Source organism: Arthrobacter sp. D1-29 (genome assembly GCF_054130585.1).
The window spans coordinates 201,544-214,667 of record NZ_CP096383.1; the positions used below are offsets into that span (position 1 = coordinate 201,544).

Annotated in this window: 14 protein-coding genes; 5 read left to right on the top strand and 9 right to left on the bottom strand. The window is 65.7% G+C overall.

Features of this window, described 5'->3' with window-relative positions; all coding sequences use genetic code 11:
• The first annotated feature begins 42 nt into the window (after window positions 1-42).
• Window positions 43-924, top strand: coding sequence for a hypothetical protein (locus M1E17_RS00935; RefSeq protein WP_457964799.1), 882 nt, complete (start codon window positions 43-45; stop codon window positions 922-924).
• A gap of 67 nt (window positions 925-991) precedes the next feature.
• On the opposite strand, the gene M1E17_RS00940 is transcribed toward M1E17_RS00935, so the two are convergent.
• Together M1E17_RS00940 and M1E17_RS00945 are read right to left on the bottom strand one after the other, a co-directional pair.
• Complete coding sequence (locus M1E17_RS00940) at window positions 992-1,402, bottom strand: VOC family protein (RefSeq protein ID WP_457964801.1); 411 nt, start codon at window positions 1,400-1,402, stop codon at window positions 992-994.
• Window positions 1,399-1,683 (bottom strand): ArsR/SmtB family transcription factor, encoded by a 285-nt coding sequence (locus tag M1E17_RS00945; protein ID WP_457964803.1) that lies wholly within the window; start codon window positions 1,681-1,683, stop codon window positions 1,399-1,401. Before M1E17_RS00945 ends, M1E17_RS00940 begins: the two co-directional genes overlap by 4 nt.
• Window positions 1,684-1,902: 219 nt before the next feature.
• Here M1E17_RS00945 and uriH point away from each other — a divergent pair, with 219 nt between their 5' ends.
• The 4 genes from uriH (at window position 1,903) to M1E17_RS00965 (ending at window position 6,192) form a co-directional block, all read left to right on the top strand.
• Window positions 1,903-2,940 carry a uridine-preferring nucleoside hydrolase UriH gene (uriH, locus tag M1E17_RS00950; protein WP_457967924.1) on the top strand — a complete coding sequence of 346 codons (1,038 nt, stop codon included), beginning with the start codon at window positions 1,903-1,905 and terminating at the stop codon, window positions 2,938-2,940.
• Entirely contained in the window at window positions 2,941-4,368 is a 1,428-nt protein-coding gene (gene uriT / locus M1E17_RS00955) for a uridine transporter UriT (protein WP_457964805.1), read from the top strand.
• Window positions 4,365-5,375 (top strand): ribokinase, encoded by a 1,011-nt coding sequence (locus M1E17_RS00960; protein ID WP_457964806.1) that lies wholly within the window; start codon window positions 4,365-4,367, stop codon window positions 5,373-5,375. The genes uriT and M1E17_RS00960 overlap by 4 nt, the downstream gene beginning before the upstream one ends.
• Window positions 5,376-5,499: 124 nt before the next feature.
• Window positions 5,500-6,192 carry an alpha/beta fold hydrolase gene (locus M1E17_RS00965; RefSeq protein WP_457964808.1) on the top strand — a complete coding sequence of 231 codons (693 nt, stop codon included), beginning with the start codon at window positions 5,500-5,502 and terminating at the stop codon, window positions 6,190-6,192.
• Here M1E17_RS00965 and M1E17_RS00970 read toward each other — a convergent pair.
• From M1E17_RS00970 to M1E17_RS01000, 7 genes are all read right to left on the bottom strand, one after another.
• Window positions 6,174-7,457, bottom strand: a complete 1,284-nt coding sequence (locus M1E17_RS00970; RefSeq protein WP_457964809.1) for a glycosyltransferase — start codon at window positions 7,455-7,457, stop codon at window positions 6,174-6,176. The genes M1E17_RS00965 and M1E17_RS00970 overlap by 19 nt on opposite strands.
• A gap of 232 nt (window positions 7,458-7,689) precedes the next feature.
• Window positions 7,690-8,631 carry a sugar kinase gene (locus tag M1E17_RS00975; protein WP_457964810.1) on the bottom strand — a complete coding sequence of 314 codons (942 nt, stop codon included), beginning with the start codon at window positions 8,629-8,631 and terminating at the stop codon, window positions 7,690-7,692.
• The gene (locus M1E17_RS00980) at window positions 8,619-9,278 is read right to left on the bottom strand and encodes a bifunctional 4-hydroxy-2-oxoglutarate aldolase/2-dehydro-3-deoxy-phosphogluconate aldolase (RefSeq protein ID WP_457964812.1); all 660 of its coding nucleotides are present in this window, start codon (window positions 9,276-9,278) and stop codon (window positions 8,619-8,621) included. Before M1E17_RS00980 ends, M1E17_RS00975 begins: the two co-directional genes overlap by 13 nt.
• Before the next feature lie 3 nt (window positions 9,279-9,281).
• A complete protein-coding gene (locus tag M1E17_RS00985; protein WP_457964813.1) occupies window positions 9,282-10,106 on the bottom strand; it encodes an NAD-dependent epimerase/dehydratase family protein in 825 nt (274 codons plus the stop codon).
• Between the two features lie 11 nt (window positions 10,107-10,117).
• Window positions 10,118-11,248, bottom strand: a complete 1,131-nt coding sequence (locus tag M1E17_RS00990; RefSeq protein WP_457964815.1) for a mandelate racemase/muconate lactonizing enzyme family protein — start codon at window positions 11,246-11,248, stop codon at window positions 10,118-10,120.
• A gap of 12 nt (window positions 11,249-11,260) precedes the next feature.
• Complete coding sequence (locus M1E17_RS00995) at window positions 11,261-12,151, bottom strand: carbohydrate ABC transporter permease (RefSeq protein ID WP_457964816.1); 891 nt, start codon at window positions 12,149-12,151, stop codon at window positions 11,261-11,263.
• Entirely contained in the window at window positions 12,148-13,119 is a 972-nt protein-coding gene (locus tag M1E17_RS01000) for a carbohydrate ABC transporter permease (RefSeq protein WP_457964817.1), read from the bottom strand. The genes M1E17_RS00995 and M1E17_RS01000 overlap by 4 nt, the downstream gene beginning before the upstream one ends.
• Between the last annotated feature and the right edge of the window lie 5 nt (window positions 13,120-13,124).

Sequence of the window (13,124 nt, forward strand, 5' to 3'; positions counted from 1 at the left end):
AATGGCAAGCCGCGCTCCGAACGCGCCGCGCTAAACTGAATCATGGTCGGTGCCCGTACCCGCCTTCTAGCCTGGCTCGTCGTCCTGGCGACCCTCCTCGGAGCCTGCGCGCCCTCGATCGGCCTCGACGAAACCACCACCGCCCCGCCCGTCCCGGCTTCCTCGGCCCCGCCAGATACGGGCGGCGCTGCACCCGCCCCGCAGGCAGCACAGATTCCGACGCCGGTCCCCACCCCGGCGCTGGACCCCACCCCGGCGCTGGACCCGACCCCGCCGCCGGTTCCGGAGCCTGCCCCTGTCCCCGTGCCGGCCCCGGTGCCGCAGGCGTTCGCCCTCAATCTCTACCAGGAAGGGGACTTCGTGCCGCAGTACACCTTCGACTGGTGTGTTGCGGCGAGCATCCAGATGGCGCACAACCTGGTCGATGACACGGGCGGCGGCACGTGGACCGATCCCACCCAGCAGGGCGACCTGTGGGAGATGGCCCGGGCAAGGTCGTCCAACTCGTTCAACGGTGCCAACCCGTTGGGCTGGGCGCAGGTGCTGACTGAGGTGGGAATGGGGCCGTACAAGGTGGTCAGCATTGCCGACTACCAGGAGGCGCTGCGGACCGCGGCCCGCGCCATCGCCGATACGGGCCGCCCCGTGGGGCTGGTGATGTGGCGCGGCCGGCACGCGTGGGTGATGAGCGGGTTCGAATCGCTTGGCGATCCCCACCAGTTCCCGGAGTTCTCGGTCACAGGCGTCCGCGTCCTGGATCCGCTCCACCCGCACGGCAGCGACCAGTGGGGTCCGTCGCCCGCGCCCAACAGCCTGCTCACCCCCGAACAGCTTGCAACGCAGTTTGTGGTCCGCGAGCCGCGGCGCTGGAGCGGCGAGCTGCCCACCGGCTACCTGCTGGTGCTGCCGGTCGCCCAGGGCTGACCTGCCATCGCCCAAGGGCGATTTGGCCTGCGCGTCCTTCGCGCCCGAGCCGTGATCAACTCACCCGTCACGAGGGAGTGTTGTCTCCCTCCGGCTTCATTTCGATGAGCTGGATGAGGTTGCCGCAGGTGTCATCAAAGACGGCCACGAAGGCGGTGCCGATGTCGGTGGGCGGCTGGGTGAACACCACGCCCAGGCCGGTCAGCCTGCCGTGCTCCGCCTCAATGTTGCCGACGGCGAATTGCGCGAGGGGGATGCCGTCTTCGGCAAGGGCATCCCGGTACGGCTTCACGGCAGGGTGGCGTGCCGGCTCCAGCAGCAGCTCCGGACCGTCGGGCGATTCGGGCGACACAACGGTGAGCCAGGAGTCCTCCCCGAGGGGGATGTCATGCCGCTTCCGGAAGCCGAGCACCTCGGTGTAGAAGGCGAGGGCTGCCCGCTGGTCATCGACGAAAAGGCTTGTCAGGGCAATCTTCATGGTTCGGTCCTCTTTCTGGTGGGCCATCGTCCGGTGATCTGGGCGAGGGGCTCTGGGTTGAAGTAGTGGAATTTGGAGCGTCCGCGCCGCTCCGTCGTCACCAGGCCGGCTGACTCGAGCACACCCAGGTGCTGGGAGATGGCCTGGCGGGTGAGGCTGAGGCCATGGCGCATCGCGAGCACGGAACAGAGCTCGAAGAGCGTCTGGCCGTCGCGCACCGACAATTCGTCCAGGACCAGGCGCCTTGTTTCATCGTCCAGGGCGCGGAACACATCGACCATGTAAGACACTATAGGCAAGTAGCAGCTTGCATATCAAGGCCCGATGCGAAAGTGCTTCCCTGGCGCGACGGCCCGCTGGAGGAAGCTTACGAACAGTAGCGTTAACCGCTTGACGTGCGACAACGTCAAGCGCTTGACGTAAGCCCGAAGAAGATGCCATGATCTCCCTTGATTGCGAACCGCCCTGCCCGGCACTTCCCTCCGGCAGGCCCCAATGACGTGGAGATTGATGTGGACCCCTACCGCCTGACACCTGAACCCCGGAAGATTATTCTCGACTGCGACCCCGGGCACGACGACGCCGTGGCGCTGCTCCTGGCGCACGGCAGCCCTGAGATTGAGCTGCTGGCCGTCACCACGGTGGTGGGCAACCAGACCCTCGACAAGGTCACCAAAAATGCCCTGGCCGTCGGCACCATCGCCGGCATCACCGGCGTCCCGTTTGCCGCCGGATGCGCCCGCCCCCTGGTCCGCAGCATCGAAACCGCCCCGGACATCCACGGCGAGTCCGGCATGGACGGCCCCGCCCTCCCCAAGTCCGCCATCGAGCTGGACCCGCGCCACGCCGTCGACCTCATCATTGACACCGTGATGGCACACGAGCCGGGCACCGTCACCCTGGTGCCCACCGCCGGCCTGACCAACATTGCCCTGGCCGCGCGCAAGGAACCGCGCATTGTGGAACGCGTGAAGGAAGTTGTCCTAATGGGCGGCGGCTACCACGTGGGCAACTGGAGCGCCGTGGCCGAATTCAACATCATCATCGACCCCGAAGCCGCCCACATCGTCTTCAACGAAAAATGGCCAGTGGTCATGGTGGGCCTGGACCTGACCCACCAGGCACTCGCCACCCCGGACGTCGTGGAAAGGATCGCGGCCATCGGCACCAAGCCGGCACGCTTCGTCACGGAACTGATGGACTTCTTCGCCCACACCTACAAGGACGCCCAGGGCTTTGACCACCCGCCGGTGCATGATCCGTGCGCCGTGGCCTACGTGATCGATCCCAGCATTGTCAGCACCCGCAAAGTACCGGTGAACATCGAGCTGCAGGGAACCCTGACCCTGGGCATGACCGTGGCTGACTTCCGCGCCCCGGCACCGTCGGACTGCCACACCAGCGTTGCCGTGGACCTTGACCACAAAAAGTTCTGGGACCTGGTGACCGATGCGCTGGTCCGCATCGGCGAGCCGGGGCAACCAGCGGAGACTGCACGCCCCGAAGGCGCGGCCCTCACCGCCGGAGGGATCAAGTAAATGACTGCCACCCTCACAGCCTCCAAGACAAGCCGCGGCAACGTTACCGCGCTCATGATCGCCCTGCTCGCCGCGTGCGTGGCGTTCCAGCTCAACGCCTCCATGCTGAGCCCCGCCCTGGTCACTATGGGCAAAGAGCTCAACACGGACCAGGCTGTTATTGGCCTGTCCCAGACCTGGTTCTTCACCGCGGCCGCCCTGTTCTCCCTCTTCCTTCCCCGCCTGAGCGACATCATCGGCCGGAAGAAGATCCTGCTCGGAATGATGCTGCTGATGGCCGTTGGCTCCGTCATCGCAGCAATGGCCCCGGACGTCACCTGGCTCTTCGTGGGACGGATCATCCAGGGCGTCAGCGGCCCCACCGTGCCGCTCTGCCTGATCATGCTCCGGTCCGCCGTCACCAGCCCCCGCAAGTACGGAACGCTGATGGGCCTCATCACCGCGGTCAACGGCGGCGTGGCTGGCGTTGACTCCTTTGTGGGCGGCTACTTTGCCGAGCACTACGGCTTCCGCAGCATCTTCTGGCTCATGGTGGTGCTTGCCCTCGTGGCAACAGCCCTGATCGCCCTGCTGGCCGGAGAGAGCAAGCCCGCAGCAGGCACCACCATGGACTGGCTTGGCGTGTTCTTCATCGTTGTTGCCGTGGGCGCGCTGCTCACCGCCCTCAATGAAGGCTCCAAACTGGTGGGCGCCTTTTCGGCCGGCACACTGATGCTGGCCCTCGGACTGGTGGCCGTTGCCGCCGTCGCGTTCTACGCCTTCTGGCGGACCGAGAAGCGCGCCAAAGAACCCATGGTGGAAACCGTGCACCTCCGCCAGCGCTCCACGTGGGCGCCGCTGCTGACCACCACGCTGACCATGACGGGCATCTTCGCCGTGATCAACGGCATCGTCCCGGCCTATGTACAGGCAGCCGGCCCGGGGTTCGGCGTCGGTCCCACGGAAATGTCGCTCATCATCCTCACTCCGTACGCCCTGCTGGGCTGGGTGGTGGGTCCGCTAAGCGGCAAGCTGGCGCCCGTGCTGGGCTACACCAAGGTCCTCCGCATTGGCATGCTGGGCAGCATCGCCGCCCTGGCCGTCATCGCGTTCTTCGGCCTGAGCAGCCTGCCGATGATGATCGCCGGAACGGTCTTGCTGGGCATCATGTACGCCGGTACGGTCAACATCATGCTGAATGGACTCGGAGTTGTCCTCTCGCCCGCCGGAAACCCCGGCTTCCTGCCGGGTATGAACGCCGGAGCCTTCAATCTGGGCGCCGGCCTGAGCTTCCTGGTGCTGCCGGCCGTTCTGGTGGCAACATCGGCACTTGGCGACGCCAAGGCGTCCTACCTCACCGTGGTGGTGGTTGGCCTGGCCATCACCGTGGCGGCCTTCGCGGCGTCGCTGCTGATCCCCAAGCCCATTGAGGCGGAGGTGGCCGAATGAGCGCTGCAGCGGCCGGACCCACCACCGGCAAAAGTGGCCGGATCGTCGTCGTCGGGTCGCTGAATGCTGACCTGACCATCTACTGTGAGCGGCTCCCGCTCCCGGGCGAGACGGTCCACGGCACCGGGTTCGCCGTCAACCCGGGCGGCAAGAGCGCCAACCAGGCTGCCGCCGCCAGTCTCCTGGGCGGGACCGTGAGCCTTATCGGCGCGGTGGGGGACGACGCCAACGGCGAGATGCTCCTCTCCTCCGCGGCGGGCGCCGGAGTGGACATCTCCCATGTTCGCACGTCCACCGCCGCTCCCACCGGCCTCGCGGTCATCTCCGTCGACGCCCGGGGGGAGAACAACATCATCATCTCCGCGGGGGCGAACGGAACGCTGACTCCCGCGGATGTGGCCGCCTCAGCGGACGAGTTCGACGGCGCCTCCGTGGTCAGCCTTTGCCTTGAGGTCAGCCTTGAGACTGTTCTGGCGGCCGCGCAATTGGGGCACGACGCCGGCGCAACAGTTTTGCTCAACCTCTCGCCTTACGGCGACATCCCGCAGGAGCTCGCCGACCTGACGGATATCCTGCTGGTCAATGCCCACGAGGCAGCGCTGTTCCTCGGTTCGTCCGGCAGCGCAGACTCGCCCGGTGCGGGGATGCCGGATTCCACAGGCGACGACGGCGACTGGGATCACATTCGGCAGCGTTTCGTTCAGCGGGGGCTGCAGCGGGTGGTGGTCACCCTGGGTTCCGAAGGTTCCGTCGTGTTGGACTCGCTGGCCGGCCCCGGCCAACAGGTCACCCGAATAAGGCCCACCCAGGTCAAGGCAGTGGATACCACCGGTGCCGGCGATGCCTTCACCGGGGCGGTGGCGGCCTGCCTGGCTGCAGGCGGTTCCCTGGCTGATGCCGCGGGGTTCGCGTCAGTTGCGGCTGCGCTCGCCACCACGCGGAAGGGGACGCAGACGGCCTACCCGGAGGCAACAGATGTGGGGCGGTTGCTGGGTTCCGTGCAGTAGCAACGGCGTTCAGTGACAAGGAAGCGCCGGCGGAAACCGTCGACGTCGGCGTTTACGGCTGATGACGTTTCCCGCCCGAACTCCCGGCCGGAGGTACTGTTGGCCTGGGTGGACGTTCTCGCATATGGCATGGATCCGGGGTGGCATTTTGGCGGTTTTCGTACTGATTCATGGTGGCGGTTCCACCGCATGGGACTGGCATCTTGTCAGACCACTGCTTGAGGCATCGGGCCATGACGTCATCGCTGTCGATTTACCTATCGAAGATGACAAGGCAGGGCTTGAGGACTACGTCCATGCAGTAACTGCAGCGGTGGGCGACGCTCAGCGCACCATCGTGGTCGGCCACTCACTGGGAGGCTTCACGGCGCCCTTGGTCTGCGACGAGCTCCAAGCGGACGGTCTCATGTATCTTGCGGGAATGATCCCAGTACCGGGTGAGACATTTGCCGACTGGTGGACCAACACGGGTCATGACCGGGAGACGATAGATCCGGACCCCCAGGCGGCGTTTTTCCACGATGTCCCCGAAGATTTGGCACACCAGGCCCGCGATAGGGAGCGCGACCAGCAAGGTGCATGGATGGCCCGGCCCTGGCCGGGTCACAGGAATCCGGCCGTCCCCACGAGAGCAATACTGTGCCGCGACGACAGGTTCTTTCCGCCATCTTTCATGAGACGCCAGATACACGAGCGACTTGGAATTGAGCCGCTGGAAATCCCAGGGGGCCACTACGCCACCTTGGGTCATCCGTACGCTGTGGCTGCTGCGCTGGACGGCTTCGCCCAAGAGATCAGTCAGATGCGGCGCAGGTAAGCACCGGTGATCTGCTCCAGGGCGCGCACACCGGCGGCGAGACCGTTTTCGGCGCGGACTGCGACGCCCAGCTCATCGGCACGGGAGGCGTAAGAGGCGGTGTGGACGAGGTCGCCGAGACGGTCGGTCAGGCCCGTCCTGAGATGCCTGGCCGGTAGCGGGGCAGGTCCGACGCCGAGCGCATGGACCCGCATGCCCCAGAATGGCTGGTCCCCAAGGAACGGCACGACCAGCGTAGGCCGACCCGCCCGGATGCCAGCCGCCGTCGAGCCCGCACCGCCGTGGTGCACAACCGCCGCGACACGCGGGAAAAGCCATTCATGGGGCACGGCCTCCAGGACCAGGACGTCGTCGGTCCCAGCCTCGCCGGGCGCGATGCCGCCCCACCCGGTCGCGATGATTCCGCGTAGACCATGAACCCGCAACGCGTCCAGAACGGCGTCCCGGCGCTCATTCGCTCCCTTACCGAAGCCCATGGAGCCGAACCCGACGTAGACCGGAGGCTCGCCAGCCGCGAGGAAGTCCACCAGTTGCGGGGGCGGATCCCAGTCATGGCCGTCATCGCTGTGATCCAGAAACCAGTAGCCGGTGACGTGGGCCGAAGGCGGGTAGTCGTCCGGGATAGGCACAACGTGCCTGCTGTACGGGTACAGGACGTGGACCGGACTGCCGTCAGGATTCCTGAGCGGATCGGCGAGACGGTGGATGCGGCCCAGGCCGACCTCGCGTCTGAAGCCGTTGATCATGCCGCCGTATATGGCCCCAGCCATTCGGCGGAACCCGTAGGACGCACGGTTTCCCAACGCCCCGAAGGAGGCGCCACCAAAGAACGGCATGGCGTGCGCACGCGTCGGGGTAAAGAACGGCAACGGGAGGGAAAGCACGCCGGGAACCCCCAGCGCCTCGGCGATGTGCGGCCCGGCAAGGCACTTGGGGTGGTACACCACGACGTCCGGGCGCGCCGCCTTTGCCGCAGCCCAGCACTCCGCGTTCAGCTCGCGCATCGCGGAGGTCATAATCCCCAGTGTTCGCAACGCATCCCGGGGACCGCTCAGCTCGGGCATGACCTCCTGAACAAGACGCAGCATCGTGGAACCCGCCGGATGGTGCGTGATGGTTCCGGGGCCGGCGTGTGGCACCAGATCTTCGAACCCTTCAGGGACAGCGAGGGTGACGTCGTGCCCCGCGCGGGCAACCGCACCGGCGAGGGCGGCGTAGGGCTGAATGTCTCCGCGGGTCCCGAACGACATGATCAGAACAAGCATGGAAGCTCCTCTAAACGGATTCCTTGGCCGCCCAAAGGCAGGGCGACATCGCCGCCGACCAGGCTTCCCGGCACACCATTTGGGATGTTACACCTTCATTGGGCGGCTCAGGCGCAAGCTTGAGGAGGACCCCGCGAAGCCCAGGCACGTAATAACAGGACCCGGATTGGGCTACGGCTTCGAGATATAGCCTGGAACGGGGCTTGCTAGCCATGGTTCATGGAGCAGTGGCTCAACGGAGGACGGTGCCGTCCGCGGCATCCAGCAGGGCCAATTCGTCCCGGGTGGGCAGGCCTTCCCAGTCTCCCTTGCTCGAAACGGCGAACGCTCCGAGCGTGTTGGCCAGGCGCAGCCGCCCTTCCGCTGTGAGCCCGGTGAGCAGCCCGGAAATGTAGCCGGCAGTGAAGGCGTCACCGGCACCAACGCTGTCGACGGCGGTGACAAGACGGGCGGGGGAGTGCACAGTTCCGTGCCTGCTGGAAAGTGTGGCTCCGCCGGCGCCACGTTTGAGCACGACTTCCCGCACGCCGAGGGTGAGGAGGGCCGGCGCCGCGTCCGCTTCCGGATGCGGATCTGCGATGAGGAGTTCCAGTTCGTCCGCTGAGCCGATGACAACGTCCACGTGGGGGACCAGTGCCCTGAAAGTTGAGGACGCTTCCTCCCTCGTCCAGAGCTTTGATCGGTAGTTCACGTCGAACGTGACTGTTGCCCCTTCCTGCTGTGCCGCGGATGCTGCGCGGAGGACTGCCTCTGCGGCGCTGGTGCTCAAGGCAGGGGTGATTCCGGTGATGTGCAGGATGTGCGGGCCCCGAGAGAGTGCCGCGATCACATCATCGCTGCTGATTGCCGAACCTGCGGAGTTCTGGCGGTAGTAGTCAACCCTGGTCACATCCGGCAGCCGCTGCTCGAAAATCAGGATGCCGGTCTGGCGGTGGGGATCGGTGGTGACATGGTCCTGTCCCACCGACTCGGCCCGGAGCGTGCGCCGGATAAGGTCGCCGCCGGCGTCGTTGCCCACCCTGCCGGCCCACTGGACGCTGTGCCCTAGCCGCGCCAGCGCTATGGCCACGTTCGACTCCGCACCGGCTATGGTTGCGCTGATGTTCGGGTTCAGGGCCAGCGGGCGGTCCGCCCTGAGCGCGATCATGGTTTCGCCGAAGGTCAGGACGTCCATTGGGGATGACGGCCTTCCTGCGCGAGCGCAATAAAATCGCGGGCACGCTCGCGAAGAGCGGCAAGGCTGCCGCCGCGGGGTGCGTCGCCGGTCAGGGGACTGCCTGCGCCCACGGCAAGCGCCCCTGCCTGCAGATAACCGGCCACCGAATCGGCACTGACGCCCCCGACGGGCACAAAGGGGATCTCCGGGAACGGGTCCCGCAGTGCCTTCAGGTAGGCCGGGCCGCCCACGCTCGCGGGGAACAGCTTGACAGCAGTGGCGCCTTCGCGTGCAGCGGCATACACCTCGGCGGGCGTGAGGGCCCCCACCAGCACGGGAAGCCCCAGGCTGCGGGCCTCCCCGATGCTGGGCGCAAGGCAGGGCGTCACGATAAACTGCGCACCGGCGTCGTGCGCTTCCCGGACCTGACCGGACGTCAGGACTGTACCGGCGCCCAAGAGGGCACGGCCGCTGGCGGCCTCGGCGATGCGGCTGATCACGGCCAGGGCCCCCGCCGTTGTCAGCGAGACTTCCACGATGGTGATCCCCGCATCGATCAGCGCCATGGCGGTGTTGAAGCAGGCATCCGGATTGTTGCCGCGGATGATGGCGAGCAGCCGGTTGTTCCTCAGGCCGGCAAGGAGTACAGGGGAAGCGTCTTCCATGGACTAGGGCTCCGAGGGGTCGGTTGGGGGCGGCAGGGTGGCGGGGAACATCAGGCAAGGGGATGCTTGGGGCTCCTCCGGATTTTCGGGGACAGGGGTGGGGTCAGCGGGATCGAACCCAAGGTCCCTGATGCTGTCGGTCAGGTCCCACCTTTCACCCGCTGCCGCCGACATGCCGAGATACGTCCCGTAATGCAGCGGCACCGTCAGTGAGGCGTGGAGCAACTGGGCGTAGTCATTGGGCCCCAGCCACTGGGTGGCGTGGGCAGTTGTTCCGGGTGGAAAGCCGGTCAGGCCAAGCCGCAGGCAGATCACTGAGATCGGCGTCCGTTCGGCCAGGATTTCCAGCAGATTCTCGGAGAACACCTTGGCAGCCCCGTATTCACAGCAGGGGCGGGGCGCCCACTTCTGGCTGACGGGGTAGTGCCCATGCCGGTGGTGGAGGCCCATTGTATGGATGGAGCTCGCGAAGACAATCCTCCTGACGTCCGAGCCCGCAACCGCCGCCGTGAGATGCGCCGTCAGCATGGCTCCGCCCTCCACCGCTGTCCGCGCATCGATTTCCGGGGAGGGATGCCCGGCCAGATGCACGACGGCGTCGGCGGACTCAATCGCCACGTCCCAGGCACTGCGGTGGCTCAGATCCAGCGCCATGCGTTCAATCCCGTCCGGCGTTTCCCCCGGCCCTGCGGCGGGCCAGTCCAGATCGATCAGCCGGAGCCTGTAGCGCCCGGCGAGGGCCGCCGAGGTGAGGCGTCCGACGTGCCCGGCGGCGCCCGTGACAACAACGAGGGGAGGCTTGGTTCCTTCGTCTGCACCTAAGGTCATGGCTGATTGTTTCACCAGTTGGTGAAGGATCCATCGAGTCGGCGCAGCTGCGGCATCAGCGGCGGTTCCATCTGGTGGGCGCGGGCGGCCTCCAGGTCAACTTCAAGGCCAAGGCCGGGGGCTTCGGGGCGGCGCATCCATTCCCCGTCCATGGTGGCCTGGACCGGGAACACGTCAGTGACCTGGGTGCCCGGCAACTGGTACTGCTCCTGGATGCCGAAGGTCGGCAGTGTCATGTTCAGGTGCAGGGATGCTGCCGTCGCGATGGGGCCCAGCGGGTTGTGCGTAGCTGTGCGGATGTGGTGGGACTCGCACCAGCCGGCTATCTTCTTGGCCTCGGTGAACCCGCCCACAATGCAGATGTCAAAGCGTGCATAGTCGATCAGGTCCCGTTCAATCAGCGGCCGCATTTCCCACTTGGACGCGGCCTGCTCGCCCGCTGCCAGCGGCACCGAGGTGCGCTGGCGCAGGGCGCCGTAGATGTCAGGGTTCTCCCACCGCAGGGGATCCTCGACGAAGTACATGTTAGCCCCCTCCAGCTCACGGCAAAGGGTAGTTGCCTCGGGAAGTTCCAGCCGGGTATGGACATCGAGGATGAGCTCGAATTCCGTGCCGAGCTCATCCCTGACGGCAGCCACTTCCGCCAGGGCGTGCCGGGCGGCGGCACGGGGTTCCAGCAGGTCGCCTTCCGACGGCACAGAGAGCCGCCCTACAGTCCACCCCTGCTCAAAGGCCTGCCGCGCGTTGTCCACGAGCTCGGCATGGTCGGCGCCGCCGATGTGGCGGTAGCACTTCACCCGGTCACGGACCGCGCCGCCGAGCAGTTCATAAACCGGGACGTCCAGCGCCTTGCCTTTCAGGTCCCAGAGGGCAATGTCCACCGCCGAGATGGCAGAGGCGAGGACTCGGTCCGCGGGGTAGAACCCTGACCGGGACATCACCTGCCAAAGGTGTTCGGTGCGGAAGGGATCATTGCCGATGAGCAGGGGCTTGAAGTGTTCCAGCGCTCCCCGGACGGCCAGCTGCCGGGAGCGGAGCCCCACCTCTCCCACACCGAAAATCCCCTCGTCGGTGTGGACAACCACCATCATCAGGGCACCGCCGTCGTCAATGGTGAGGACTTCGAGGTCCGTTATTTTCACTGTCAGGCCTTTCTATTTCATGCCTGAGGTGGCAAAGCCGCGGACATAGGACCGCTGGACGAAGAAGAACATGATGAGCACGGGGAGGACATAAAGCACCGCGCCGGCCGCCAGCAGGTTGTTGACCGGGAACCCCTGGGAGTTCACATAGCCGGTGGTGATGGCCACAGCGAGGGTGGTGTTGTCCTGGTTGAGCAGAAGCTGCGGGGCGATGAAGTCGCCCCACACGCCGTTGAAGGACAGGACAAAGGCGGTGATGATGACCGGCTTGGAAAGCGGCAGGAAGATCTGCACAAAGATGCGCAGCCGGCCGCAGCCGTCCAGGATGGCGGCCTCCTCAAGTTCCCGTGGCAGCTGCGCGAAGAACTGGCGGTAGAGGAAAATGAGGTAAGGAGCACCGGCCATTCCCCACAAGACCCATGGCCAGTACGTTCCCACCAGTCCAACCTTCGCAAACAGCAGGTAGGTGGGTATGAGGGTGATGATGGGCGGTGTCATCATCATGGCGATAAGGATCCCGAAGAGGACGTTTTTTCCCTTGCCGTTAAGCCGGGCGAACCCGTAGCCCACAAGCGCGGAGCTGACGGTGGTCAGGACGCCGGTCACGGTGGACAGGAAGAGGGAATTGGCCGCATAGGCCCAGAAGGGCAGGATCATCGTGGCATCGATGAAGTTCTGCACCTGCGGCTGGGTGGGAATCCAGGTGATGGGATCGGAGGCCAGCTGCTGCGGAGACTTCAGCGCCGTCAGGAGGAGCCAGAGGACGGGAAGGAACAGAATGGCGCAGACCACCAGCAGGATCACGAAAGCCACCGGGTTCTTGCGTTCCCGGCTCTGCCGGATTGGTGGTTCCGGCGGGGCGGCCTGGGACTGTGTTTGGGGGCGGTGACCGGTGAGCGTCATCCCTCTTTCCCTTCTTTGGAGGGGTCGACGGCGTAGAACACGGTGCGGCCGCCGATCTTGAACGTAATGATGGTGACCACCAGGATGACCAGGAAGAACAGCCAAAGCATCGCTGACGCGTACCCGTACTTGGAGTACGCGAAGTACTGGGCGTAAACGTCCACCATGAAGACCCTGTTGGCCTCAGGCACGGCCGTGATCGCTGCCGGCCCATTGGCAGGTGAGAGCAGGAGCGCCGGGACGAACGTCTGCAGGACGCCGATGGTGGTGGTGATCACTTGGAAAAGAAGCACCGGCGAGATGCTCGGCAGCGTGACGTGCCAGAAGGCCGTGAAGGCGTTTGCCCCGTCCAGCCGCGCGGCCTCGTGAAGCTCTGCGGGAACGTCCTGCAGGGCGGCGAGGTTGATCAGCACACCGGCGCCAATGCCCCAAAGCATGACCACCAGCAGGACCACGAACACAGTGTTTCCGCTCATCCAGCTCACGGCATCCGCACCGAAGATCGCAGTAACACCGTTGATCGCGCCGCTGTCGCGGTCGAACAGCAGCTTCCAGGTCAGTGTCGCTGCGACGGGAGGCACGATGGCCGGGAGATAGACGAGCATCCGCAGGCCTGACCGCCAATGGACCTTTTCGTTCAGCAGCAACGCCAGTGCCAGTCCTCCGCAGATGGTGACTGGCACTACGGCGAGAGCGAGCAGGCCGGTGCGCTGCAGGCTTGCCCACATTCGGGGATCACTCAACGCATCGGTGTAGTTCTTCAGGCCGATCCAGTTTTGGTTCGGCGCTATTCCATCCCAGTTGGTGAAGCTGATCCACAGTGCGTAGCCCAGCGGAAACAGCGTCAGGAGTACAGTCCCAATCAGCCACGGGGAGATAAAGGCGTAAAAGGTGCCCGAACCCCTGAAACCGGTGGTTCCCCGCCGGTTCCTGGACCGGACGTTCTTAGCCAGTGACTGTGTACTCACCTGCC

What these genes read in the sequence shown, in the direction of transcription:
- M1E17_RS00935 (WP_457964799.1), top strand. Translation starts at nt 43, where the DNA reads ATGGTCGGTGCCCGTACCCGCCTTCTAGCCTGGCTCGTCGTCCTGGCG.
- M1E17_RS00940 (WP_457964801.1), bottom strand. Translation starts at nt 1,402, where the DNA reads ATGAAGATTGCCCTGACAAGCCTTTTCGTCGATGACCAGCGGGCAGCC.
- M1E17_RS00945 (WP_457964803.1), bottom strand. Translation starts at nt 1,683, where the DNA reads ATGGTCGATGTGTTCCGCGCCCTGGACGATGAAACAAGGCGCCTGGTC.
- uriT (WP_457964805.1), top strand. Translation starts at nt 2,941, where the DNA reads ATGACTGCCACCCTCACAGCCTCCAAGACAAGCCGCGGCAACGTTACC.
- M1E17_RS00960 (WP_457964806.1), top strand. Translation starts at nt 4,365, where the DNA reads ATGAGCGCTGCAGCGGCCGGACCCACCACCGGCAAAAGTGGCCGGATC.
- M1E17_RS00965 (WP_457964808.1), top strand. Translation starts at nt 5,500, where the DNA reads ATGGCATGGATCCGGGGTGGCATTTTGGCGGTTTTCGTACTGATTCAT.
- M1E17_RS00970 (WP_457964809.1), bottom strand. Translation starts at nt 7,457, where the DNA reads ATGCTTGTTCTGATCATGTCGTTCGGGACCCGCGGAGACATTCAGCCC.
- M1E17_RS00975 (WP_457964810.1), bottom strand. Translation starts at nt 8,631, where the DNA reads ATGGACGTCCTGACCTTCGGCGAAACCATGATCGCGCTCAGGGCGGAC.
- M1E17_RS00980 (WP_457964812.1), bottom strand. Translation starts at nt 9,278, where the DNA reads ATGGAAGACGCTTCCCCTGTACTCCTTGCCGGCCTGAGGAACAACCGG.
- M1E17_RS00985 (WP_457964813.1), bottom strand. Translation starts at nt 10,106, where the DNA reads ATGACCTTAGGTGCAGACGAAGGAACCAAGCCTCCCCTCGTTGTTGTC.
- M1E17_RS00995 (WP_457964816.1), bottom strand. Translation starts at nt 12,151, where the DNA reads ATGACGCTCACCGGTCACCGCCCCCAAACACAGTCCCAGGCCGCCCCG.